Annotated in this window: 27 protein-coding genes; 11 read left to right on the forward strand and 16 right to left on the reverse strand. The window is 53.3% G+C overall.

Features of this window, described 5'->3' with window-relative positions:
- Window positions 1–6: 6 nt before the first annotated feature.
- The 7 genes from ACYJL1_RS25600 to ACYJL1_RS25630 form a co-directional block, all read right to left on the reverse strand.
- Entirely contained in the window at window positions 7–708 is a 702-nt protein-coding gene (locus ACYJL1_RS25600) for an outer membrane protein (protein ID WP_460899894.1), read from the reverse strand.
- Between the two features lie 145 nt (window positions 709–853).
- A complete protein-coding gene (locus ACYJL1_RS25605; RefSeq protein ID WP_460899895.1) occupies window positions 854–2023 on the reverse strand; it encodes a hypothetical protein in 1170 nt (389 codons plus the stop codon).
- A 13-nt stretch (window positions 2024–2036) separates the two neighbouring features.
- Entirely contained in the window at window positions 2037–3368 is a 1332-nt protein-coding gene (locus tag ACYJL1_RS25610; RefSeq protein WP_460899896.1) for a glycosyltransferase family 4 protein, read from the reverse strand.
- A gap of 40 nt (window positions 3369–3408) precedes the next feature.
- Window positions 3409–4275, reverse strand: coding sequence for an FkbM family methyltransferase (locus tag ACYJL1_RS25615; protein ID WP_460899897.1), 867 nt, complete (start codon window positions 4273–4275; stop codon window positions 3409–3411).
- 43 nt (window positions 4276–4318) lie between these two features.
- A complete protein-coding gene (locus tag ACYJL1_RS25620) occupies window positions 4319–5464 on the reverse strand; it encodes a polysaccharide biosynthesis/export family protein (RefSeq protein ID WP_460900013.1) in 1146 nt (381 codons plus the stop codon).
- A gap of 87 nt (window positions 5465–5551) precedes the next feature.
- Window positions 5552–6502 carry a helix-turn-helix transcriptional regulator gene (locus ACYJL1_RS25625; protein WP_460899898.1) on the reverse strand — a complete coding sequence of 317 codons (951 nt, stop codon included), beginning with the start codon at window positions 6500–6502 and terminating at the stop codon, window positions 5552–5554.
- Window positions 6503–6996: 494 nt separating this feature from the next.
- Window positions 6997–7269 (reverse strand): hypothetical protein, encoded by a 273-nt coding sequence (locus tag ACYJL1_RS25630; protein WP_460899899.1) that lies wholly within the window; start codon window positions 7267–7269, stop codon window positions 6997–6999.
- Between the two features lie 249 nt (window positions 7270–7518).
- Here ACYJL1_RS25630 and ACYJL1_RS25635 point away from each other — a divergent pair, with 249 nt between their 5' ends.
- Window positions 7519–7689, forward strand: coding sequence for a hypothetical protein (locus ACYJL1_RS25635; protein ID WP_460899900.1), 171 nt, complete (start codon window positions 7519–7521; stop codon window positions 7687–7689).
- Between the two features lie 202 nt (window positions 7690–7891).
- On the opposite strand, the gene ACYJL1_RS25640 is transcribed toward ACYJL1_RS25635, so the two are convergent.
- A complete protein-coding gene (locus ACYJL1_RS25640) occupies window positions 7892–8242 on the reverse strand; it encodes a DMT family protein (RefSeq protein ID WP_460899901.1) in 351 nt (116 codons plus the stop codon).
- 247 nt (window positions 8243–8489) lie between these two features.
- Window positions 8490–8720: a hypothetical protein gene (locus ACYJL1_RS25645; protein WP_460899902.1), complete on the reverse strand. Its 231-nt coding sequence runs from the start codon at window positions 8718–8720 to the stop codon at window positions 8490–8492.
- A gap of 22 nt (window positions 8721–8742) precedes the next feature.
- Between ACYJL1_RS25645 and ACYJL1_RS25650 the strand changes: the two genes are divergently transcribed.
- The 3 genes from ACYJL1_RS25650 (at window position 8743) to ACYJL1_RS25660 (ending at window position 10441) form a co-directional block, all read left to right on the forward strand.
- On the forward strand, window positions 8743–9288 hold the full coding sequence (locus ACYJL1_RS25650) for an SH3 domain-containing protein (RefSeq protein WP_460899903.1): 546 nt from the start codon (window positions 8743–8745) through the stop codon (window positions 9286–9288).
- 207 nt (window positions 9289–9495) lie between these two features.
- Window positions 9496–9816 carry a PepSY domain-containing protein gene (locus tag ACYJL1_RS25655; RefSeq protein ID WP_460899904.1) on the forward strand — a complete coding sequence of 107 codons (321 nt, stop codon included), beginning with the start codon at window positions 9496–9498 and terminating at the stop codon, window positions 9814–9816.
- Window positions 9817–9841: 25 nt separating this feature from the next.
- Window positions 9842–10441 carry a general stress protein gene (locus ACYJL1_RS25660; RefSeq protein ID WP_460899905.1) on the forward strand — a complete coding sequence of 200 codons (600 nt, stop codon included), beginning with the start codon at window positions 9842–9844 and terminating at the stop codon, window positions 10439–10441.
- Window positions 10442–10488: 47 nt separating this feature from the next.
- Here the strand turns inward: ACYJL1_RS25660 and ACYJL1_RS25665 are convergent, their stop codons facing one another.
- From ACYJL1_RS25665 to ACYJL1_RS25675, 3 genes are all read right to left on the reverse strand, one after another.
- Entirely contained in the window at window positions 10489–13638 is a 3150-nt protein-coding gene (locus ACYJL1_RS25665) for an efflux RND transporter permease subunit (protein WP_460899906.1), read from the reverse strand.
- A complete protein-coding gene (locus tag ACYJL1_RS25670; RefSeq protein ID WP_460899907.1) occupies window positions 13635–14789 on the reverse strand; it encodes an efflux RND transporter periplasmic adaptor subunit in 1155 nt (384 codons plus the stop codon). The genes ACYJL1_RS25665 and ACYJL1_RS25670 overlap by 4 nt, the downstream gene beginning before the upstream one ends.
- Window positions 14790–14873: 84 nt before the next feature.
- Window positions 14874–15587: a TetR/AcrR family transcriptional regulator gene (locus tag ACYJL1_RS25675; protein ID WP_460899908.1), complete on the reverse strand. Its 714-nt coding sequence runs from the start codon at window positions 15585–15587 to the stop codon at window positions 14874–14876.
- Window positions 15588–15737: 150 nt separating this feature from the next.
- Here ACYJL1_RS25675 and ACYJL1_RS25680 point away from each other — a divergent pair, with 150 nt between their 5' ends.
- The 4 genes from ACYJL1_RS25680 (at window position 15738) to ACYJL1_RS25695 (ending at window position 18346) form a co-directional block, all read left to right on the forward strand.
- Window positions 15738–16274, forward strand: a complete 537-nt coding sequence (locus ACYJL1_RS25680) for a sigma-70 family RNA polymerase sigma factor (protein ID WP_460899909.1) — start codon at window positions 15738–15740, stop codon at window positions 16272–16274.
- A complete protein-coding gene (locus ACYJL1_RS25685) occupies window positions 16267–17040 on the forward strand; it encodes an anti-sigma factor family protein (RefSeq protein ID WP_460899910.1) in 774 nt (257 codons plus the stop codon). The genes ACYJL1_RS25680 and ACYJL1_RS25685 overlap by 8 nt, the downstream gene beginning before the upstream one ends.
- A gap of 22 nt (window positions 17041–17062) precedes the next feature.
- Window positions 17063–17779 (forward strand): Bax inhibitor-1/YccA family protein, encoded by a 717-nt coding sequence (locus tag ACYJL1_RS25690; protein ID WP_460899911.1) that lies wholly within the window; start codon window positions 17063–17065, stop codon window positions 17777–17779.
- A 111-nt stretch (window positions 17780–17890) separates the two neighbouring features.
- Window positions 17891–18346, forward strand: a complete 456-nt coding sequence (locus ACYJL1_RS25695; RefSeq protein WP_460899912.1) for a GFA family protein — start codon at window positions 17891–17893, stop codon at window positions 18344–18346.
- 3 nt (window positions 18347–18349) lie between these two features.
- Here ACYJL1_RS25695 and ACYJL1_RS25700 read toward each other — a convergent pair whose 3' ends face one another.
- Window positions 18350–18910 (reverse strand): MarR family winged helix-turn-helix transcriptional regulator, encoded by a 561-nt coding sequence (locus tag ACYJL1_RS25700; RefSeq protein ID WP_460899913.1) that lies wholly within the window; start codon window positions 18908–18910, stop codon window positions 18350–18352.
- Window positions 18911–19415: 505 nt separating this feature from the next.
- Between ACYJL1_RS25700 and ACYJL1_RS25705 the strand changes: the two genes are divergently transcribed.
- Window positions 19416–19982 carry a transglycosylase SLT domain-containing protein gene (locus tag ACYJL1_RS25705; protein WP_460899914.1) on the forward strand — a complete coding sequence of 189 codons (567 nt, stop codon included), beginning with the start codon at window positions 19416–19418 and terminating at the stop codon, window positions 19980–19982.
- A 259-nt stretch (window positions 19983–20241) separates the two neighbouring features.
- Here ACYJL1_RS25705 and ACYJL1_RS25710 read toward each other — a convergent pair whose 3' ends face one another.
- The 3 genes from ACYJL1_RS25710 to ACYJL1_RS25720 all read right to left on the reverse strand — a co-directional run bounded on the left by ACYJL1_RS25710 (window position 20242) and on the right by ACYJL1_RS25720 (window position 21504).
- Window positions 20242–20667, reverse strand: coding sequence for an SRPBCC family protein (locus ACYJL1_RS25710; protein ID WP_460899915.1), 426 nt, complete (start codon window positions 20665–20667; stop codon window positions 20242–20244).
- On the reverse strand, window positions 20660–20992 hold the full coding sequence (locus ACYJL1_RS25715) for an ArsR/SmtB family transcription factor (RefSeq protein WP_460899916.1): 333 nt from the start codon (window positions 20990–20992) through the stop codon (window positions 20660–20662). Before ACYJL1_RS25715 ends, ACYJL1_RS25710 begins: the two co-directional genes overlap by 8 nt.
- A gap of 158 nt (window positions 20993–21150) precedes the next feature.
- Entirely contained in the window at window positions 21151–21504 is a 354-nt protein-coding gene (locus ACYJL1_RS25720; RefSeq protein ID WP_460899917.1) for a DUF1428 domain-containing protein, read from the reverse strand.
- Window positions 21505–21729: 225 nt separating this feature from the next.
- Between ACYJL1_RS25720 and ACYJL1_RS25725 the strand changes: the two genes are divergently transcribed.
- A complete protein-coding gene (locus tag ACYJL1_RS25725; RefSeq protein ID WP_460899918.1) occupies window positions 21730–22833 on the forward strand; it encodes a (5-formylfuran-3-yl)methyl phosphate synthase in 1104 nt (367 codons plus the stop codon).
- Between the two features lie 71 nt (window positions 22834–22904).
- Window positions 22905–23300, forward strand: coding sequence for a 4a-hydroxytetrahydrobiopterin dehydratase (locus tag ACYJL1_RS25730; protein ID WP_460899919.1), 396 nt, complete (start codon window positions 22905–22907; stop codon window positions 23298–23300).
- Window positions 23301–23491: the final 191 nt, after the last annotated feature.

Genomic DNA, 23491 nt, shown 5'->3' on the forward strand with positions numbered 1-23491 from the left:
TTTGGATCAGAACTTGTAGTTCAGACCGACGCGAATGCTATGAAAGTCAGGTGAGGCCCGTGTAGAGATACCTTCGCTTTCAACAGTATAATCACCGAAGTTGATATACTGATATTCAAGCTTGGCGGTTACATGGTTCGTAAATGCATGTTCAATACCTGCACCGGCAACCCAGCCCGCACGGGTCTTGTCCTCGTTCATGAACTGTTCGCCATCCACCGACATCTTGTAGTTGACCCGGCCATAGGCCAAGCCGCCTGTGCCATAGACCATGGTGCGATCCCAGGCATAACCGAGACGAGGACGCAATGTGCCGTACCAGTCGATGCTTGACTTGGCATGGACATCAAAGCCCTCAATATCTCCTGATGTGGAGTCATCAAGTCCAGCACCCTGGAAGTCGGCTTCGATACCGAGAACGAAATTGTTCATCTGGTAATTATAGCCGATCTGGCCACCACCGATGAAGCCACTTTGCTCGATCTTGCCGATGTTTCCCAGATAAACACCGCCGGCATGCACGCCAACGCGGTCATCACCACCGAAGCCATAGCCGGCATTCACACCCGCATAAAAACCTGTCCAGACAAAACCTGGATCAGCCATGACAGCCTCGGGGGCAGCTTCAATGACAGCATCGGCGGCATGTGCGCCCCCCGAAACAACCAATGCTGACAAGAATAGACCGATAACGTTAGATTTCCGCATGAGATTCACCTTTGAATGTGCAACTTCAATTGATACTTGCACAGAATAAACCTTGGGAATACAATATAGTTAGGTCAATAACGCTAAAGATATTCGTTAAATGTGCTTAATTGACGTAATATGTATTGAACAGAATTACGTTGGACTAATGAACCTCAGCGGGCTTGATTTCTTTCGATTCCAAACGCTCGGACGGCGCGGTGTCCCGCTCTTTTTCGGTGCGAACGTCAGTCTTTTCGAGGCGTTTCTCCGGCGTGGGTTCATCATCTGGAATCAACTCTACCGACCAGTGAGCGATGGAACCTTCTATGGCCCCGCTTTCTGTGAACAGGCGAATCTCTATGGGCTCCTTGGCACGCTCAACCAGAAACTGCGCTTGTGCCACAAACGACCCGGTTTGCGAGGGGCGGATTCTTATTTTGCTCAGCAATTCCGAGTTATGAATTTCGATGGTGAAAATCTGGCCGTAGATTTCATCGTCGATACGCAGTGAGAAACGGGCGGTCCATTCTCCGGGCGGTAGATGAAAATAAGGGCCATAAACGACGCAACGTGCCCGCCCGACAAGTTCGATTTCGCTGACGATATTGGCCCCTGCCTTATCGGCAAGCAAAAAGGTTTGCAAAGGCCAAATCATTTGCTTGATGGGGGTTCGCATAATCGATCCATCAAGCGGTTTAAGCACGTCGAGCGCGATTGCACGTAGCTCAGGCGAAATCGCTTCGTTTTCGCTGCCAGGTTTCATGTAATGCGGATCAAGTTTTTTGGCGGATTCTTCGAATGTCGGAATACGCGAAAGATCGGGTGCAGGTCCGGAAAAGTCTGTTCCCAGTTGTTCAAGACAACGGATAATGCCTTCCTTGGACAGATTTATCCCAAGTGTCCTGCAAAAGTGGCCAAGTATCCGATGTATTTGCACCGGTCCCATTTTCTGCCGCTGGACAGCAAGGATGGATGGATGTGCGCGTATTTGAGAGATGCAGGCGATACTTGCCGACATTGCTCGTACAAGCTGGATATCGCTTGTGCCTGTCGTCCGAGCCAGCCAGCTCAAGGCATCCATGACGTTTTCGGTGAAAACAAGATAGGGCGCTTTTGATCGCATAAGGAAAGCGCAGAGCTCCTGGTCAGGATAATGCGAGGTAATAATCAACGCTTCGCTGGTTCGGTTCCGCCATGCTTCCTGCAATTCAGGCAGGGTCTCGACCTTCACTGTCTTGCAATTGCCAAAGACTTCGCAGGCGAGCGCCTCAAGTGCAGCAGTGCCCCAGGAAAACATTGTACCTGGCAGTCCAAAGGCGACGAAAAGTGTCATTTATATTGGCCTCCTAGCTCCCTAGCAGGCTGTCATACAACGTGGCGACCGTTTGCTGATAGCGCTCGGGCGAGAATTGCGCGGCTTGCTTTGGACCAAGTTCTGCAAGATGGTCGCAAAGATCTTGATCGTTCGCAAGTGAACGCACGGCATTGCGCAGCGATTGTGTATTATAAGGGTCAACCAGGAGTGCTGCATCGCCAGCGATTTCCGGAACGGAACCCTCCGTCGATGTCAGCACCGGCGTACCAAGGAGCATGGATTCCAAAACGGGCAGGCCAAAACCTTCATAGAGAGAAGGGAACAGGACAGATCGGGCACCCCGGATCAGGCTGACAAGCAGGTTATACGAGACAAAATCGAAACGATGGATACGCCTGCCGGGCGTGATGCGATTATCCTGCTGGAGGAAGAAACGAAAGCGGGTATCTTCGATGAGGAGCTGTGTCTGATCGTCCTTCCAGCCCGGCGCGCCGACAATGATCAATGGATAATCGACTTTGGCCGAAAGATAGGCTTCGACCAGACGTGAGAGGTTCTTCTTGGGTTCAAAGGCGCCGAAAAACAGGAAGTATTTCTTCCAGTCCAGATTGAATATTCCGGCAATTTCGTCTGCCGCCACATCTTGTGGTTTTTCACGTAACCTGAGCGGCACGTCAACAGCCTGATAGGTATTGGTTACCCGATTTTCTTCGACACCGAGAAACCGGATGATGTCCTGGCGGGATGTCTCTGAAACCGTGACAATGTGATCGACGGATTTAACCAGATGTTTCAGCATCTTGTAGTGGTATCGTTTCCTGTCCTCGGTCAGGTAGGGCAGGCGCAGAGGCACCAGATCATGAATGGTACAAATATTCAGTGCTTTTCTGGCCCGCATCGGTATTGGATAGGTACAATGGAGAAGGTCAGGGCCGTGCGCAAATGAGAGCGGCAGGCTCTTGCCGTAATTCTTGAAGTGCTGCCGTGCCGTGCCAAACAGATCATTATTCGCGTAAAGATAATCGGAGTCGAGTACCCTGTCCTGCAGTGGTTTTGATTTCAGGATAACTGCCCCGGTCAGTTCAACACGTGTCGGTGTTACGCCGAACGGAGCGCCGACACGCCGGCGTACCCAGTTTTTTCCCAGAGTAATAGGGTCCAGTTTTCCTTTGGACTCCTCATCAAAAAGCGCTATCTCGCGTAAAAGCGGATTCCGGGGCAACGTGTTCTGGACATTGTGTATTATACCAGTCTGGTGCCCCAGATCTCGCACCGTTTTAATCAAACCACGTGTATAGGTGGCCACGCCGGTTCCCTTTTGCAGGGATAGATTGAGTCCGTCATAGAGAATGGTTTTCGCCAAGAGTGGCATCCTTTCAAGCGGTATTCAGAGGCTGATGGCCTCATGCAGGTTCGTTGTCCGAAAGCACGAGCAGCCAATCCTGGCCATAATTTTGCGTCGCCAGCTCATGGGCGGTAACCGGCCGCGCAAAGCCTTCGAAATCGAGACGCCGTATCGTTCCGTAAATGTTTGTGAGCTTTTCGATGAACTGGATGCTGTTCTCCGAGCGGACTGCATTGAACTCTACTACGATCATTGGCCGATGACGTTCTATTGTCTCGCCGATGGCGGAGAAAATGTCCTCTTCCGCCCCCTCCGCGTCGATTTTGATGAAATCAACCCGGTCGAGTGGGGCGCACAGCGCGTCCATTGTAACGGCCGGAATTTCGACAAGATAACCGCCATGCTGCCGAGCATTCTCGACATTAAAAGCGGCAGGCACAACGGTCGCATTTTTCGGTTCGTGTTCCGGGACAAACAGCTTCGCACTGCTGGTTCCGGCACTGCCAAGCACCTTTTCTATGACTTGACTGCGCGAGGTAAAACCGTTCAGGTCAAGACTCCTTTTCAGGAAGTCTGCCGCATGCGGATTAGGCTCGACCGCGATAAGCTTTCCTGCCTCACCAACGAGTTCTGCAAGCAGCATTGAGTAATAGCCAAAATTGGCACCGACATCGATGGCTGTCATGCCGGGTTTGACGTTGCGGGCGCAAAACTGCGTCAGCCAGATCTCCCAAAAACCGTCGAGCAGAATATGCGAACCGAAGCCGCGATCCCGTGTATCGATATAGAGTTTGTATCGGCCAAGCACACGGGCAAGCGCTGTATGATCCCCCAGATAGGCGCTGTTTGTCAGCGCCAATATTGCGGCCTCCAGATCAAGGCGTTTCAATTTCGCTATCTCGTGCAGGTGAAGCAATGAAGGCATGCGCTATCTCATTTCAGTCGGCGGTCGTAGACAAGAACAGTTTTCACAGACGGCTGGCGCTAATGCCAAGTGACGTTGCATTCATTGCAGGAGAACTTACGCCTTGGAAGATTGCCATGATCTTCTGCACATCTGCACCAGCCGCATTGGCGATATAGATCATGTCGCGCGGTTGGATTTCGAAACGCTGCATGGAAAGCATGACATTGGTGTCACGCATGTTGAAGCGATAAACCACAGGGATATATTCGCCCCTGCTGAGGAGGGGATTGCCTGCCGGGACGAAGTGTCTCGCGATGGATGCCAATTCGTATCGCAGAACAAATACGCCGCTCGCATCCGCCCTCTGGTCATTCAGACCCGCGGATTTTGCCAAGGCATCGGCCATTGTTATACGTGATGCTTCGAAGGGAATCTCTGCATTGCGGCCAGCGGCGCCGAAGACCAGAAAGGTGCGTGGTTCGCGCACGACAGTGATCAGATCGCCAGAGCGAAGCCGGACATTTTCTTCCGGATTTTCCAGCATGACGTCGAAGGGTACACGCGCGACGACACCGTTGCGGGTCAAACCGACCATGCTGTCGCTTGCGGTAGCACGAAGGCCGCCGGCGCTTGCAATGGCATCGAGAACCCGTTCACCGGCGCCGGTGAGCGATATTCTGGCGCCTGCGGCGACTTCGCCGGTCACGGTAACTGCATTGGCGGTGCTGCGCTGAATGGTCACCAGCGCCTGCGGCTGGACGGCCTTGCCCTCAAGCGCCTTGGTTATCTGCTGCTCGACCTGTGTCGGTGTGTTGCCGGTGACTTTTATGCGCCCGGCATAGGGTACAGCGATCGTTCCATTGCCAGAGACAGTCTGGGGCGGAATGGTCGCTGAGCTGCCGGTCGGCTGCTGAAATCCGGCCATTGTGATATTTCCGCCAAAGAGGCTGCCGGGAGGTGCTTCCCAGATATTGACTGCTACCACATCGCCCACGGCAATGCGCAGATCGCTGGAACGGGGTCCGGCGCCAAATTTGGCAGCAAGACTTTGCCGTGGCCGGGTCCCGGCATAAGCGAGTATATCCTTGCCTATGTCCACAAGCGCGTAGTTCAGGTTGTTTGACGTTTTCCGCTGGTTGAGAATGTCGCCTGTCGTTGGTCCGGATCGGGGAATGCAGCCTGAAACCGAAACAGCTATCGCCACCATAAGTGGCAAAATTGTCGCTCGAGCCAGGGTGAGTGGTTTTGAAGACGGCAGACTACGCAAGGTACAAACAGGCATTCGCGACATGTGTCAGGTATTCTTTTCATGAAAGCGCATCATTGCCGATGGGCTCATTCCATAGGCATTGCGGTAAAGTGACGAAAAACGTCCGGGATTGGAAAACTGCAGGTGGATGGCGAGATCGGTAACATTGCGTGCGCTGCCACTAAGGATGGCTTCGTGTGCCGCAGATAATCTGTACTCGCACAATACATGCATTGGACTTGTGTCGCGGTACTCCTTGAACATTCTCTGGAGAGCCCGCGCACTGCAACCGGCAGCATCTGCTATGTTGTCAAGCGTCACTGCATTATGGATGTTTTCGCGCATGAATGCTTCAGCGCGCTGCAGATAGCGTGGCGATATCCGGCGACCTGCCAAATTATTGAGGGTGTTTACGTTGTCGGGTTTTGTCATGAACAATTTCGCAAGCAGTAGGCGTTCATAGACGTTGCTTAAAACGTCCCGTGTCGAATTGGTCGCATTGGCGAGATCTTCACTCACGTAACACAGCGTTTGATAGAGAGCTGCCGCACTACCAGAGCGAAAATCATGCAATGGCGCAAAGGCCTGCTCCTGGAAATAGGGCCTGTGCATCAGGCGTTCGAAATATTCCCGAAGCGTGGTGATCGGAACCCGATATACCACCCAAGAGCATCCGGGATGTATTTTGGCTTTTACATCTGACCGGTCGATGATGCTTGTTGCATTGCCGGCTACCAATGTCTGTATTTTGCGCTTTTTCATGTCTACCAGGTCAATCGTTCCCTTGATCACAAAGAGAAAACTGAGACATGATGAAGCGCCTTTGGAGATCATTTCCAAACGGCCATGGGTTTCGCCATAAATAATTGTCGTCTGCTGCAGTTTATAAAAGTTGCGCGTGTAGCCAATATTGCCCCTGTCATCGCTGTAAGAGGACCAACGCCAATTCTCATCTGGAGCCTCAGCCTCCCGCTCAGTATCATCTGCTACGGTCAAAGACCTGTAATCAGATCTACCTAGAGAATTGTCGTACATACTTCCCCCAATTACCTAAACCGTGTTAACCAGTTTCATGCGAAACCAATGTTCAGTTGTCGAATTAAAAGGATTTATTTGCAATTTTAACAATACTGTGTGGATGGATAAGACTAGTCATATTCGAAACTCGTAAACAATCCGATTTACAACTTTCTTTTTTAGACACTGCTTCATCGCCTTACATATGGCAATATTTTTTTTTGAATAATACGCAGACAAAGTGATTTTAATCGAAGATGTTTTACGAGAAATTACTTTTTGACGCTTATAATACTTTATTGTCGTAATATGTATGTTTGTGATCCGGCAAAAACCTGCCGGATATAGGAATACACTATTCAGGTTTGAAGCTTTGGACGGATTTTGGCTGAAAGAATCGCAGCCTATATTGCTTTGGCGCTTTACGTCCGACGCAATCTGTCCTGAGATACATGCACTGTCAGGGGTCGCGCTCAGACCTGATTTTCAGGATTGAGGGGAGACGCTTCTATCGCCGCTTGTATCGTTCGTGAGGTAACCGAGGGGCGCGCGCGGTTGGCTGCGTCAATCATTTCATTCGTCGGATTACGAAGGACATCATAGACGACGGGAAGAGCAATATTCGCATAATCACGATAGGTTTGACGGATGAAGTCGGGGGTTTTTTCCCACTCCTGGCTGCCCGTACTGCGGTAAGCATGAATAGCCCGGGCGACTGCTTCGATAAGTTTTTCGTGTCCCGTCATGGTTCAATTCTCGTTTTGTGACCATACCGCCATCGAAATGGTCATTCCTCAGATTATTTTAGTCCTTGATGGATAAATTATAGTGGGATTCAGTTCGCTATGATCAACATGGGTAAGGTTGTCTTTGCCAAATAAGACATAATATGGTTATTGTTGATTGGTTAAGATGGTGTCGTTTCAAAACGTTCCTCATAAACGGTACCTGCATTCTTTATTCATTTAGAAGCCTACTCCTTGTGGAGTGCGATTATGCAGAAGCTCGATCAAGAGATCATATGCCACGAGTGCAAAACCAGTCATATGACGGTTCCGGAGGAAGATGATGACGAGGCACCGGTGCATTGTTGTGAATGCGGTGCTTTCATGTGTCTGTGGCGCGATTTGGCAGTAACCAGTATGCTGATCGCCAAGAAGGCGTAGTCCAACTCAACACGCTGAGTTTGACAGTAATTTGCAATGAAAGCTCTCTCCCCATTTATTCTTTTCGCTCTTTCAAGTATTGGCCTACAGAGCCTTGGTCCAAAGTTAGCCCGCATCTTTGCGATCTGTCATCCCCGGTTCTAAAAATAGTCATGTGAATTGTCGCAGTTTTGCGACAGTTCAGGACAAATTCCGCAATTCTTCATAGTGGCCCTTTGAATACGAAGAACGCACCGCCGCAAATCATGGCAAAACCCACGGCATGGTTGAGGATGATTTTTTCCCCAAGATAGGCCACGGAGAAGCCTGCGAAGACCACGAGCGTGATGACTTCCTGGATCGTTTTCAATTGAGCTGCAGAATAGACTTCATGTCCGTAGCGGTTGGCCGGCACGGCAAGGCAATATTCGAAGAAAGCGATCATCCAACTTGCGACAATGACCAGCATCAAGGATTTATTGCCGAATTTGAGATGCCCGTACCATGCGAATGTCATGAATACATTTGATCCGAGAAGCAGAAGGATAGGGCGGATATAATCGAAAGATGGCATGGAATTCTCTTTGGATTGCAAGGTTTTCCCGGTGGTATCAGAGTCCCGGGCGCTGGACGATGAGAGATACGTGGACACTCCCGGATTTTCCGGCCCTGCAACTTTTGCGCAACGGCTCAGAGCCAAGGGAAGACATCGCCAGGCATATCGGCCCGGAAAGACTCTTCCTTCAGTCTGGTAACCAAATACCAAGAAAGGTCTGTCAGGTTAGGCATATTGCGACTCGATATTTCCGACTTTTATCCAGTCACCCATGACGGACTGAAAAACGGCAGGATTCAATGGCCAAGAAAAAGCGCCGCACTCGTTCGACCTCGCGATCACCGAAGCGATCTGCCTCACGGTCTTCGCAACGCTGGTCGCCCATCGGTCTGTTGCTTGCGGTGGCGGTGATGGGCGGTGTCGGAATGCTAACTTTCTGGACAAAGGAACAGGCGAAAAATTCACCTGCAACAAGCGCCAGATCCGTAGCAGGCACGTCTATATCCAGGGGCCCCTCAGTGGCAGCCAGACCTGGGAAAGAGGTGAGGCAGCCAGCAAAGACAGCGCTTCGTGAGGGGAACGGCCGAGCAGATATTCGGCCCACGCCTGTGCCACGGCCTTCCGTTGCTGTCGGTGTGCCGCAACAAAATCCTGTTGCAGCCAAGCCTGCACTGCAAGCGTCATTGCAGCGCCCGCAGGTTGCCATCGGCTCCGTAGGCAAAGCGGCTGCTGAGCCGCCGCGCGGTGCCAATATGCCCGGTATGGCGCCATCGGTGGTCTATGCCCGGGATAGACTGGTTTTGCGGCGTAGCGCGTCACAATCTTCTACCTCGACAGGTTCTGTTGAAAAAGGGCGCGAAATGCGTTCATACAGCAAAGCTGGCAAGTGGCATCATATTGCGGTGCCGACGACAGGCTTGATCGGCTGGGTGCATGAGGATATGCTGATAAAAGGAAAGCACGTTTCCAACACATCAGGCATGACAACAGGGGCCATATCCCGCACGTCCAGGCCTGGCCCGGAACAGGTGGCTTATCCGCCGCGTCCGGTTGGCAAGCAATAAGAGCGCAGCGCGCATCTGCAAACGACGTCCGCTCAGCCGTTTCATCGTCATGTCGTATTTTACGTTTTTGACGTTTCTTATGTGCGGGTTCCCTCAATTTGAAAAAAGAAACCTGCCCTCTACGCCCGAAAATCAGGAACCTCATCTGCCCATAAGGGTTAGCCTATCTGGCGGCTGATAATACGGTCGCGCAAGATGGAGGTTCATATGAAACGCATTCTATTCACACTCGGCGCTCTTTCGATCGCCTCATGGGCTTATGCGCAGGAAACACCTAAACCGGCTATGGAGCCTGAAACTCCAGCAGTTGCGACGCCGGAAACCACCAATCCCGATGCGCCTGTCGCGGGCGAAAACAGCTTTACAGAAGCACAGGCCAAAGAGCGGATTGAAGCCAAGGGTTTCACATCCGTAACGGGTCTTATGAAAGGCGAAGACGGTATCTGGACCGGCATGGGCACCAAGGACGGGAAGTCTTTCGAGGTCAAGCTCGACTATCAGGGCAACGTTACGGAGACGGCAAAGTAATTGAACAATCCAAGGAGGATCAGATATGCAAACGGTAACAGGACTATATGACAATCACAGCGACGCAAGACAGGTGGTCGAGCAACTCGAAGACGCAGGGGTCTCATCGTCCGACATCACGATCGCAGGACGTAATAGTGATGATGTAGGCGAGTCCAATGCGGGCGAGGGTGCTGCAGCCGGTGCCGGTGTTGGCGCTGTGGTCGGTGGTACAGGCGGGCTGCTTGCCGGTCTGGGCATGCTGGCAATTCCTGGTGTCGGTCCTGTCGTTGCGGCAGGCTGGCTTGCAGCAACAGCGGCCGGTGCGGCAGCCGGTGCCGTGGCCGGTGGCGCGGCTGGCGGGTTGATCGGGTCGCTCACCAGTTCCGGTATCGATGAAGACAACGCGCATGTCTATGCGGAAGGCATCCGTCGCGGTAGCACACTTGTATCTGCCAGAGTCCAGGATAGTCAGGCCGATATTGCTCGCTCAATTATCAATAATAATGCACCAGTCGACATTGCAACCCGGCGATCGATGTATCGTGAAGAAGGTTGGGATCGATTCGATGAGACAAGCCCGGCGTTTACCGAAGAAGAACTGGCGCGGGAACGTGACAAGATTCGCCAATACCGTCCGCTCTAGTAAAGGTATACGGTTGAAAGAGCGCCGGAAGGCGCTCTTTCTTACGTTCACTCAGCCGCTTCGGTCATGATCCGCGCCGGGTGGACGAGCGGTACCGGACTGCTGGCATAGGCGTGCTCTTGATCCGGTTCATCCGGTTTGTTCGGACGCATCGACCAATGGAATGCCTTGCCCATCCAATGGCTGAGATCGTCCATGATCGTGTAGAATGATGGCACGAAGACCAGCGACAGCACTGTCGAAACCAGAAGACCGCCGATAACTGCAATTGCCATTGGTGCACGGAATTCACCGCCATCACCAAATGCCATTGCCGCGGGCAGCATGCCTGCTGACATGGCAATTGTTGTCATCACGATTGGCCGGATACGCTTGCGGCCCGCATCGATAATCGCCTCGTTGCGTGGTATGCCGTGCTTGACTTCCTCAATGGCGAAATCGACGAGCATGATCGCATTTTTGGTGACAATGCCCATCAGCATCAAAATACCGATGACCACCGCCATGGAGACGGAGTTGTTGGTCAAAAGCAGAGCCACCGCGACACCCGCAATCGACAAGGGCAGGGACATGAGGATGGTGAAGGCGTGGAACACGCTGCCAAAAAGAAGGATCAGCACTACGAAGACCAGCATCAGGCCCATGATCATTGCATCACGGAACCCGGTAAAGACTTCGCCCATCACCTCGGCATCGCCGGTTTCCTGAATGCGCACGCCCTCGGGCATGGATTTGGCCTGCGGCAGGTTTTTGACAATGGAAAGCCCTTCGCCAATTTCCTTGCCTTTGGCCATATTCGCCCCGACGACAACACGGCGTTCGCGGTTGAAGCGTTCAATGGAGGAGGGTCCTTGTCCGAAGCTGATCTGGGCAATGGATTCCAGCGGCACGACAACACCGGAAGGCGTTGTTACCGTCAGCGTCTGAAGTACCGAAAGGTCACGGCGCGACTCTTCGGTCAATTGCACGCGGATCGGAACCTGCCTTCCATCTACTGTATATTTTGCAAGATTGGCATCAAGATCGCCCAGTGTTGCAACGCGCAAAGCCTCTGAAAGTGCCGATGTCGACAGGCCGAGTTCTGCCAGCTTGTCCATGCGCGGAGTCACGATAATTTCGGGGCGATCCAGCGCTGCCGTTGACGAAACAGCCTGAAAGTCGCCAGTGGCAGTCATGGCGCTTTGTAATTGTCTTGCTTGCTGGGTTACTTTTTCGCCATCATTGCCGATGACGCCGACGGCAAATTCGCGCTCGCCCCGATCATTGACGAAGTTGGCGCGCAAATCCGGAACCTCGGACAATTGGTTGAAAATATCGATCTCAATCTGTTTCTGCGTGCGGTCCCGCTCTGACTTGTGGCTGAGCTTGACGATCATCGTTGCGCGCCTTGTGTCCAGCGAACCAGTTGGCGATGCACCGCCCGTCACATAGGTCTGCGTGACTTCCGGTATCTGGCGAACAAGCGATGCTGCCTCATCGGTAACACGGCGCGTTTCTTCGATAGGGGCACCCGGCGGCAGTTCAAGGCTCACGGCAACGCGGGCTTCATCCTGCGGCGGCACAAAGCCGGACGGCAGGAAGCCCATCGCCCAGATTGAAACGGCGAAGAGAACCACGCCGCTACCCAGCGTCAACCAGCGAAAACGCAAGGTGACGCTCAAAAACCGCGTATAGGCTTTGATCCAGCCGGTTTCGTCCGAGCCATGATGCAGGCTTTTGCCGTCCCGCAACAGATAGGCGGTCATCATCGGCGTAATGAGGCGCGCCACAAGCAGCGAAAAGAAGACGGCAACCGCCACCGTCAGGCCGAACTGTTTGAAATATTGTCCCGCAATACCGCTCATGAAGCTGACCGGCGCGAACACTGCAATGATTGTTGCCGAAATGGCGATAACGGCAAGCCCGATTTCGTCGGCAGCCTCCAGTGAGGCGCGATAGGGCGATTTGCCTGATCGCATATGCCGGACAATGTTTTCGATTTCGACGATAGCATCATCGACGAGAATGCCCGTCACCAGCGTGATGCCGAGCAGGCTGATCAGGTTGAGCGAGAAGCCCAGCATATCGATGGCCCAGAAGGTCGGGATGGCCGACAGGGGCAGGGCGACGGCCGCGATCAATGTTGCCCGCATATTGCGCAGGAACAGGAACACGACAATGATGGAAAGCACGGCACCTTCAATCAGCGAACTCATCGCAGATTCGTAATTGCCATAGGTGTAGTTGACCGAATTATCGATCATGCTGAAACGCGTGTCAGGATATTTCTGCTGCAACTGATCGATGCGCGCCTGCACAGCCGCAAAAACTTCCGTATCGCTGGCACCCTTTGCCCGGAACACGCCGAGCGAAACAACGGTCTGGTTATCGACGCGCGCAAAGGATTTGGGTTCTTCAAAAGCATCGCTGACAGAGCCAATCGCATCGAGCCGGACAGAGCGACCACCGGCGAGCGGGATTTCGACTGCACGCAAATCTTCCAGCGATCGGGAGCCGCCAAGTGTGCGGATTGTCTGCTGTGTATCGCCCAGATCACCGCGGCCGCCGGTCAGGTCAGCACTCATGGATTTCAGCGCACGATTGACATCGGCGGCGGTTACGCCAAGTGCAGTCAGGCGATCTGGATCGAGCGAAACGCGGATTTCCCGCGTCACACCGCCATAGCGCTCCACTTTGCCCACGCCCTTGAGACCCTGAATATCGCGAATGATGGTGTCATCGACAAACCAGGAAAGCTGCTCCGAGGTCATGGCCGGAGCGGAAATGCCATAAGTGAGGATGGCCGCGCCTTCCACATCCACCGAATTGATCAGCGGTTCCTTGATGGTTGCCGGCAGGTCGTCGCGGATGCGCGACACCGCATCCTTGACATCATCCAGCGCCTTTTGCGTATCGACCTCCAGCCGGAATTCCACAAGCGTTGTCGAATTGCCCTCGGTCAGATTGCTGATGACATTCTTGACGCCGGTAATATTGGCAACAGAATCTTCAACCCGCTTGGCAATCTGCGTTTCCAGCTCCGTTGGCGCAACGCCCGGATCGGTAATCGAGACCGATATCAACGGCACGTCAATATTGGGGAAGCGCGTGATCGGCAGCTTGGAAAAGGCCATCAGGCCAAGCACGGTCAAGACCACGAAGAGGAGAATTGACGGAACCGGATTGCGGATAGACCAGGCGCTGATGTTCCAATTCATTTGACGGCTCCGGTCTGTTCAGCCGAAATCCGAACGGGCGTAACGCGGTCGCCATCGGCAACGAATGTGCCGGCGCGTGCGACGATTTCCTCGCCCTCGGCCAGGCCTTCAAGCACTTCGGCTGAATGGCCGTTGCGAATGCCGATCTTCACCTTGCGGCTCTCGACAACACCGTCTTTGACGACCTGAATAAGGGTTGACGGCCCATTATAGACGATCGACGAAAGCGGCACGCTGATGCTGTCGCGGCGCGCGAGTTCAATCACGGCGCGGGCAAAATTCCCGGGACGGATCGACGGGTTCTTCTCAAGCGATATTTTTACGGCACCCAGACGCGAGCTTGCGGAAATTTCCGGAGAAATGAGACGAATATTGCCTGCCACAGGTTCTTCCATGCCAGAAACACGTACAGTGACCGGCATGCCGGGCTTTAACAGTGGCAGATCGACTTCCGGAACATTGCCTGCAAGCTCAAAATCATTGTCACGGGCAATGCGGAACAAGGGTCCCGCATTGGCGGAAACAATTGCGCCAAGAAGCGCATCGCGGCTCAGAATAATGCCGCTTGCCGGTGCCCTCACATCGGCTTTCTCCAGACGCAGCATGACATCACGCTTTTGCGCGGCGACAAGCTGCAATTGCGTCTGTGTTGCCACCAGCGCGTGACGGGCTGTGTTCAGCTTGGCATTGGCGCTGTCATGGGCATTGGTGGCATTGTCGAATTCTGCCTTGGAGGTAAAACCCTTGGCGCTGAGGGAGCGGGCACGGTCCAGCGCCTCCAATGCCTGACGCACGGCAATTTGTGCGTCGACGATCTGTGCTTCTGACTGCGCGATGGACGCAGCAGCCTGTGCGCCTTGCGCTTCGATCTGCGCAAGCTGGATCTCCAGAGACGATTTGTCGAGACGTGCCAGAATATCGCCTTCCTTGACCACATCGCCCTGATCGGCATTGAGTTCAAGCACCAGAAGACCGGCGACATCCGTGCCCACGGCAACCTCCTGCCGGGGAACGATGGTTCCCGTGACGGTCAGTGTTGCCACCATTTCCTGTCTGCTGGCAGCAGCGACATTAATGGATGGCGCTTTGGTTTCACTGGCAACTGCCGGTGCCTCTTCAGCTGTTGCAGTAACTGGCAAAGACAAAGCCAAGCTGCTCGCCACAATGGAAGACAAGAGAGCTTTTCTGAGATTGCGGTAAGGGTGGCGGTTCATCTTGGAGCCTGGGGTTGTGAGCTATATTTGCTGGGTTGTTGGTCGCAGCACGGCAGTTGCCAGCGCACGGAACACCGGTTCCAGTGCTTCGAGCGGCACGCCTTGTGCGGGAAAATTGCGAAAGATAATACCTTCGCCCATGGCTGCGAGCGTAGCGACCGCAAGTTCCAGATCGACCACGGGGTCGATAAGGCCAGCCTTTTTGGCCGCAGTGAATGCAGTAAGCAGCTTCTCACGCATCATGCCTTCATGCAGATCACAAATGGCTGCAACAGCATCATTGCGCGTGGCCTCGGCGCGGACCTCAATGAAAAGGCGCGCACTGGAATCAGCGGGGCCATCATTGCTCATGTCCATCGACATGTGACGCACATGTTCCAAGCCCACTTTGACAACAGCCTCGATAATATCATTCGTGCTGGACATGCGATCAAGAATCTCCGCGCTTTCACGCCGATGTTGCGCACTAATATGTTCGATGATGGACTCTTTTGAGGGGAAATAGCGATAAAGCGCGCCGGGACTCATGCCAGCCTCGGAACATATGTCATTCATCGAAGCGCCGCGAAACCCGGAACGTATAAAGCAGGCGGTTGCGGCAGCGAGAATACGTTCTTCCTGTGCCTCGCGATTGCGCGCCCGTTTGCCGAATAGCTTTGTGACAAAGCAGCACGAATCCTCAGCATCATCGCTCAATAGAGCAGGCGCTTGTCGCGGCATTGCATGATCGGTCATCAGTCACCAGTGTAAAAAGAGAGAACGTTCTCTCTCATTTATATTGGCTGTACACTATCGTCAATATGCGAATGATCATTCTTGTTTCATCGCTGGCAAAAAAATCGATATGCATAGGAATAAACAAATGATGGGCTACGTATATCGGTCATGAGTAACGAGAAAACCCGGTTCGACGTGATAGGCCAGCTTGGATCGCTGCGTCGCTATGCGCGTTCGCTTGCCCGTAACGAGCAGGATGCCGAAGATCTCGTGCATGATGCGTTGGTGCGGGCCTACGAGAAGCAGGCGAGTTTTCGCCCTAACGGCAATCTGCGGACATGGCTGTTTTCGGTATTGCACAACACGTTCATTGATGGCTTCCGCTCGCGTCAGGCTGATGCGCGCAGAATTACGCAGACGGCAGAGACTGCAGAAACCGTGCAGCAGCCAGCGCAGGAACATGCGGTGCGCCTGGAACAGATCCGCCAGATGTTTGAAACCCTGCCCGAAGAGCAGCGCAGCGCCTTGCATCTGGTGGCTATTGAGGGGCTCTCTTATGAGGAAACAGCAGGAATTCTGGGCATACCCATCGGCACATTGATGTCGAGGGTCAGCCGGGCGCGGGCTTGCATGCGAGCCCGCGAAGGCGAGGAGCCTTCTTCCCGGGCTGCCCAACTGCGAATTGTCGGAGGTCGTGATGATTAAGACGAAAGACCCCATCGTGCAGGCGGATTTGGATGCCTATGTGGATGACCAGTTGGATGGTGCGCGCCGTATCGAGGTTGCCGGATATCTTTCCGAGCATCCCGAAGATGCTGCCCGTGTCATGGCGGACCTGCGTGGCCGTGACGAGTTGCGCCTTGCGCTCTCAACGCCTGCTTCTGTTTCCGGCCTTGGCTCTGCACAGGCTGCCGAGCGGCTCCAGCACAGCCTTGGACGCAGACAGATTTTCAACCGGCTGCAACGCGTTGCGGCAGTGGCCTTGCTCCTCGGTCTTGGTTGGATGGCGCATGCGGGTTTTGGCCCGCTGATCGTATCAGAGGTTGTCGCTTCGCAGCCCGCCCCGGCCTATGTACAGGATGCCGTGATGGCGCATCGCACGTCGCTGGTTCGCGCTGCAATGACATCGCAGCCCGGCAGCCGTCATTATGACCCGGCAGAAATACGTGCCGCCACGGCAATCGTCATGCCAAAGCTTCCGACCGAATGGAGTGTGAGGGACGTGCAATTGTTCCCTTCCACATTCGGGCCAAGCATTGAGCTGGAGATCGGATCGTCCGTCACTGGCGCCTTGTCACTTTTTGCGGTCCGTCCTGGGTCATTTGATGTCGTTAAACCACGCATTGTCGAGATTGACGATATGAAAGCGGCCTATTTCCAGATCGGCGAAGTCGCCTATGCGCTGGTTGCCGATGGCGGTTCGGATGAACTCGGCAAAGCCGCCGCACAGCTTGCCAATACACTCTACTGATCAACAACAGAAGGAACATCTGATGAATACACCACTCCGTTATGGGATCGACCGGGCAGGCGGCCAGTCAGCCGCTGCGTTTGACGAGGGTCTGCGCCAGCATATGCTGCGCATCTACAACTATATGGGCCTCGGGCTTGTTCTCACCGGTGTTATCGCTTTCGTCGTTGCTTCGACGCCAGCGCTTTATGTGCCGATTTTCTCGACACCGCTCAAGTGGGTGGTGATGCTGGCGCCGCTGGCTTTCGTGCTGTTCTTCTCATTCAGGATGCAGACAATGTCGGCAGCTTCCGCTCAGCTGCTTTTCTGGGCGTTTTGCGCAGTCATGGGTCTGTCCATGGCCTCGATCTTCCTGGTCTTCACCGGCAACAGCATTGCGCGCACTTTCTTCATTGCCGCAACAATGTTCGGCGCGACCAGCCTTTATGGCTACACGACCAAGCGTGACCTTTCCCAGTTTGGCTCGTTCTTGATCATGGGTCTGATCGGTGTTGTCGTCGCCAGCGTCGTGAACATCTTCCTTGGCTCGACAATGATCCAGTTTGTCGTTTCCGTTGCCGGTGTTCTCGTCTTCGTCGGCCTGACAGCATGGGACACACAGACAATCAAGGAGCAGTATGCCGAGAATATTGACTCAGAGACCCAGCAGAAAATGGCGGTGTTCGGAGCATTCTCGCTCTATCTGAACTTCATCAACATTTTCCAGCTTCTGTTGAACCTGACAGGCGAACGCGAATAACAGCGTTGTTATTGACGAAGAAAAGGCCGGGAAATCCCGGCCTTTTCTATATTTATTGGTGGCCGTCGCATCCAATCAGTCTTCGACAGCGTTTAACTCATTGGAGGAGCCATGACCACACGTATCGAAACATGCTCGTGTTTTTGCGGTGACATTACCGCGGAGCTTAGCGGTGAACCGTTCTGGATCAACTACGATCACGATGATGATTGTCGCAAGGCCATCGGCAGCCCGCTCACCGTATGGGTAGGGTACCGATCATCGCAATTCCGCCTGATATCCGGTTCGCCCAAAACCTTCACCCGAACCAAGGGCGTTACACGCAGTTTTTGCGGTCGCTGTGGAACGTCGATCGGCTATCAGGACGAAGGAATAAGAGACGAACTTTATCTTACCATCGGCTTTTTTGATCGTCCGGAGCGGTTCAAGCCAACAGTGCACGGCTATTGGAGCATGCGCCTGCCATGGGTCAAATTTGCCGATGGATTGGAGACGGCTGACACCTATACGCGGCAACGCGACCCTGTCATCGGAACGCCAGCAGAGCGCATTACCGGAAACAGATGATGCCTATTCGCCGCGTGGCCCGAAAATCGCCGCACTCGCCCAGGCCTGCTCGATACGATCAAGCGTCCTGAAAGTGATTTCGAGGTTGCGAATATTATCGGGACTATCAGCAACAATTTTGTGGCAGCTGGCGGCGACGGCCGTCATATCAGCGCAAAGCTCCTTGCCCTTTTCGGAAAGTTTGATTCGCGCTGCGCGGCGGTCACGTTGCAGGGCATTGCGCTCAATATAGCCGGACTCTCCCAGCTGCTTGAGATAATAGGAAAGGTTGGTTCCCGCATAGGGGCCACGTTCCATCAATTGGGTAACTGAAATTTCGTCGTCGCCAATAGCCAGAAGCAGCATAAGATGTGCAGGCCCGATTTCCTCGACATTGCGACGGGTCATTTCCGATTGCATAAAGGCCGAAAATCGTCTGTTCACCCGCTCCAGTGTACGTGCAAGCTCAAAATGCGTGATGTTCGGTGCCGGAATATTGGCAGGCTTGCGGCCCCCATATGGCTGCTGCACATCATTCGATGTCGCGTCGGCATTGGCTATATGTTGCAGATAGTTCGGTACCATCGAAGTCTCCGTAACGGTGCCGCACCGCCAGTTTGAGAAAACCTTACCAGCGCCTGATGGTGCACTGCACAACAAGGCAATCAACAAGACAATCAATCAGAAGCAGTTAGGGTATATAAGCATAAAGTATTAGATAAAAGCATTCATTTATTCTCATTATGCTTTTTTTCATGGGGACCTTTGAGGGGGAGTGATCGGACATTTTACGACATATCGCGCCAAGTTCTGATCTTTGGCTGCCATGCATTTCGCGACATGCACAATAGTTAATCACATGTCTATATGCGTGTAAAGATTAGGCAGAAAACTTTGCCTGCCTTTCTGGAGGCTGGTTCACGGCATTGCCCTTTGACATAGCCTTCTTTGCGCTCGCGTAGCGGGGGAGAAGAAGCCCGACATCGCATGACTGATCGCAACAATTATCAAAAATCCGAATCGTATGGCAAAAAACTATTAACTTTTCCTGTCTATAGCAGGAACAATGTTACGAAAATTGTCTCTGAAAATGGCAGTAATCGCTGTCATTCTGGCTCTGGGAGGGTGCGCATCCGCCCCCAGCCGGATTAACAATGTCTGCGCTGTTTTCGAACAACGCGATGGCTGGTTCGACAATTGGTATGTTGCGGCCAAACAGACCGAGCGTGAATATGGCGTGCCTGTGCCAATCCTCATGGCAACCATCCGCAAGGAGTCCGGGTTTAGTCCGCGCGTAAAGCCGCCGCGTACAAAACTGCTTGGTTTCATTCCGTGGAAGCGCCCATCCTCCGCCTATGGCTTCTCGCAAGCGTTGGATGGAACGTGGAAACAATATCAGCGCGAAACCGGACGCTATGGCGCGCGCCGCAGCAAGTTCAGTGATGCGGTCAACTTCGTTGGCTGGTACCACTCAACGAGCAACAAGAAGAACGGCATTGCGCTGAACGACGCCTATCATCTCTATCTGGCCTATTATTTCGGTCATGGCGCCTTTTCGCGCGGTGACTGGAAGAGCAATGCCAGCATGCAACGGGTCGCCCGTGCGACGACCAAGATGGCCCAGGATTACGCAGCGCAAATGCGAAACTGCAATTAGTAACTCTGTTGGACTGTCATTGTTGGCCCGAATTCTGCTCGAGTTTCAGCTTGTTGCAACAATATTGTGCGTGGTTCGACAAGCTCACCATGAGGGAAGTTGGCGATTGCAAGGAGTCAGGATTTGCAATGCTGGCAATTGTATTGCAGTCCACTACTTCCCTCATGGTGAGCCCTGTCGAACCACGCATAGGATCAATGCAGTGATCCCACTGTTACTGAGTGAATCAATCTGGATCCATTTTCGGTCCAATAGAGCTTTAGATGAGAACCTCATCCATTGAATCAAGGATTGCTGTCCAGCCTTTGCTGTGGCCATCACGCGACTCTTCGCTGCGGAACTTCACATGTCTTAAAGTGACATCTGTCTTGCCCTGGCCCGCTTCAGCGAAATCAATCGTGACGACACTGTCGTCGAGCGAGTGCGGCGAACCCCAGGTAAAGGACAGCCGTGAATGGGGATCGATCTCCAGATAGGTTCCGTAGTGCGGGATTTCGCGTTCACTCGTCACCATGATAATTTCGAAACGACCACCCTTGGTGGGGTCATTCTTCACCTTGGAGTCGGTGATGCAACCTGGTGGCCGCATGAATTTTGCCATGGCGGTAGGGCTGATCCAGGCGTTGAATACTTTCTCACGCGGTGCGGAGATTGTGCGGTTTATCGTCAGTTCAAGCTCACTCATTGTCTTCATCCTCCAAAAGCATGTTTTCAAGCGCTGTCAGGCGCAATTCCCAAATCGACTTCAACTGCCCGAACCAGGCTTCGGTAAGTCTGAGCGGTGCAAGTTCGGCTGCGATAAAATGTTCGCGGCCTGATGTCTGCCGGGTGACAAGTCCAGCTTCCTCCAGCACCTTGATGTGTTTGGAAACTGAATTCAGGGACATGTCGAAATGGGCAGCAAGCGAGGTCACCCTTAATGCACCCTCCTGAACAAGGAGCGTCAAAATCTGTCGCCGTGTTGTATCGCCAGCGGCCTTCAGAATTCGTGACAGGGCATCATCGTCCATTTCGTTCACCCATATGGTTGAATATCGCATTCCTTCGCTATAGTCAACCATATGGGTGAATATTATTTGCCGTGCAATCGCAATATCCGTTTTCGCACAGAAAAGCCCGGAACGATGTCCGGGCTTTGGGTCCTGCCAATCGACAAGTTGTTTCCGCTCTACATTTCCAGCAGCACGTTGAACCCGCCATAGATCATGCGTTTCCCGTCAAATGGCATTTGGTCCATCTCTTTTGATATTCGCGGGTCAGCCATGGCCTTCTTGTTGATCTCGTCGCGCTGCTCCCGGGATTCGTAGGTGATCCATGAAAAAATCACGATCTCATCCTCTTTGGCCTGTACGGCGCGGGGAAATGATGTCAGCTCGCCATAGGGCACGTCATCGCCGGTACATTCAAAATAGCTCAGCGCGCCGTGCTCCCTCCAGACCTCGCCCGCTAGCCGGGCAATTTCCTTATAGGCGTCGATCTTGTCCTTGGGGACTGCAAGTATAAAGCCGTCAACATAGGTCATTTTGGTTTCCTCTGATGGTTCACTCCCATAGGAACGTTTGAAGACGTCCAAATGCTACATTGCCACGTAAGTTTTTTTGGCGGCAAGGTCTGGGCAATATGTGCTCGAACCTGTCGTGGGTTGAGCAGAAATATCGGAATAACTGTGCGAAGGTGTTGGGCAGGCGATTGTTACGGGCTATATCATCTGCATTTGCCGCTTCATCCAACATGGGTTCGCTCAGGAATGACAAAACTGCTTGCCAGCGTACAAAATTTGCTTGAGGCGGAGATCGTCTTTGAAAACGGCGCTGATATTATCGATGTCGGCGGTCCGGCCATAGCAATGTCAGGCTCGGTTGAATCCGGCCCATTACCTGAAATCATCAATTTCGTGGCTGGTCGCAGGCCCGTTTGTGCTGATGCCAGCCATTTGCCGATGCAGCCGGATGTGATGCAGCGCAAGATTGGAGCGTTTGTCGTTGCCGGAGTCGAATATATCCGGGTTGGTTTGCGCCCGGGTGACAATCTTGCAGCCGTGATCAGGGTGATTACGCCTTTTGCTGTCAAGGTGAAGCTTATTGCGGTCATGTTTGCTGAAGAGCAGAGCCTCTATCCCGAAACATTTCTGGACGACCTTGTTGCAGCGGGTTTCCACGCTGCCATGATCGATACCGAAAACACGCTGGGCGAGCGCTTGCTCAACCATATGTCGCCTGACCAGATCGGGCAGTTTTTAAAACTGGTTCAGTCCAAGGGACTGCTGGCGGGTGCCGCCGGTTCGCTGGAAGCGCCCGATATTCCGCGGCTTCTTTCCTATAGGCCGGATTTTCTGGCTTTTTGCGCTGCATTGCGTACCGATCTTTACTGGGCAGCATCGATGGATGCACCCGCGACAGCCAGGATAAGGGGGCTGATTCCGAAAGGCGCAGCGCGGATCGTTTCTCCTTTGGCGGGCAGCGCTGAAGCCGGGCTTGGCACTGACAAGATTTTCGTGCGCGATTTTGTTCTGCCGGTTGAGATTGGTGCTTATAGCTTCGAGCATGGCAAGACCCAGAAGATGCGCTTCGACGTTACTGCCGAAGTTGTCCGTGTTGCCCGCAATGCAGAGCAATTGCGTCATGTTGTGTCCTACGATCTCATCATGGATGGCATAAGGGCCATTATCGCAAGAGGCCATGTCGAACTGTCGGAAACGTTGGCCGAGCAGATTGCTGCGTTCATTCTGGAAAATCCGCGTGTACTGAAGGTCGTGGTCAGGGCAGAAAAGCTGGAGCTGGGGCCGGGGGGTGTTGGCGTCGAGATCGAACGCCGTCGCGGTGAAACCGAAGGTTGGGGCGCTTTTCATTAGGTGCTGCTCGTGCTTCGACGTGTATGCAGACTATCTGACTACATGCTAAACATGGACAATGGGAGTGCGCTATGACCGGAACCAAGCCACCAAGACCAAAATCAAAAACCTATTCGGAGGCCGAAATTACGGCACGTCTGAAAAGCGAGCTACCCCACTGGTCCTATCAGGACGGCCTGATCTGCCGAAGCTACAAAACCCACGGTTGGAAATCGACGTTGATGGTCGCCGGAGCAATCGCCCATCTGGCGGAGGCGGCTTGGCACCATCCGGATCTTGCGCTCTCCTATTCTTCCGTGAAGGTGACGCTTTCCGATCATGAGGCAAAGGGCATCAGCGACAAGGACTTCACACTTGCCGCCATGATCGAGAAAGTCGTGCAGTGGCAGCCCGGCAAGGAGGAGGGGCCACTTGAAGGAACGCCGCAAGATGATCCGCATTATGCCTACGTAAAGTATGATGTCTGAGTGGCAAGGTTGAATGCTCGTCGTTCCACCAGCCGTGCGATTCGAAATTAAAGAAACGGTCGTTCAATTAATTTACGGCTGATTCTCAAGAATCGGCAATGTTTGGAGGCGGAAAACAGCTTTCTCAATGACTTTGCGCTGAAAACCGCGCAGCATTGCTGCATATCAATAGAAATCTTCGGGAAGAATCG

The sequence above is a fragment of the Phyllobacterium sp. K27 genome (assembly GCF_054796155.1).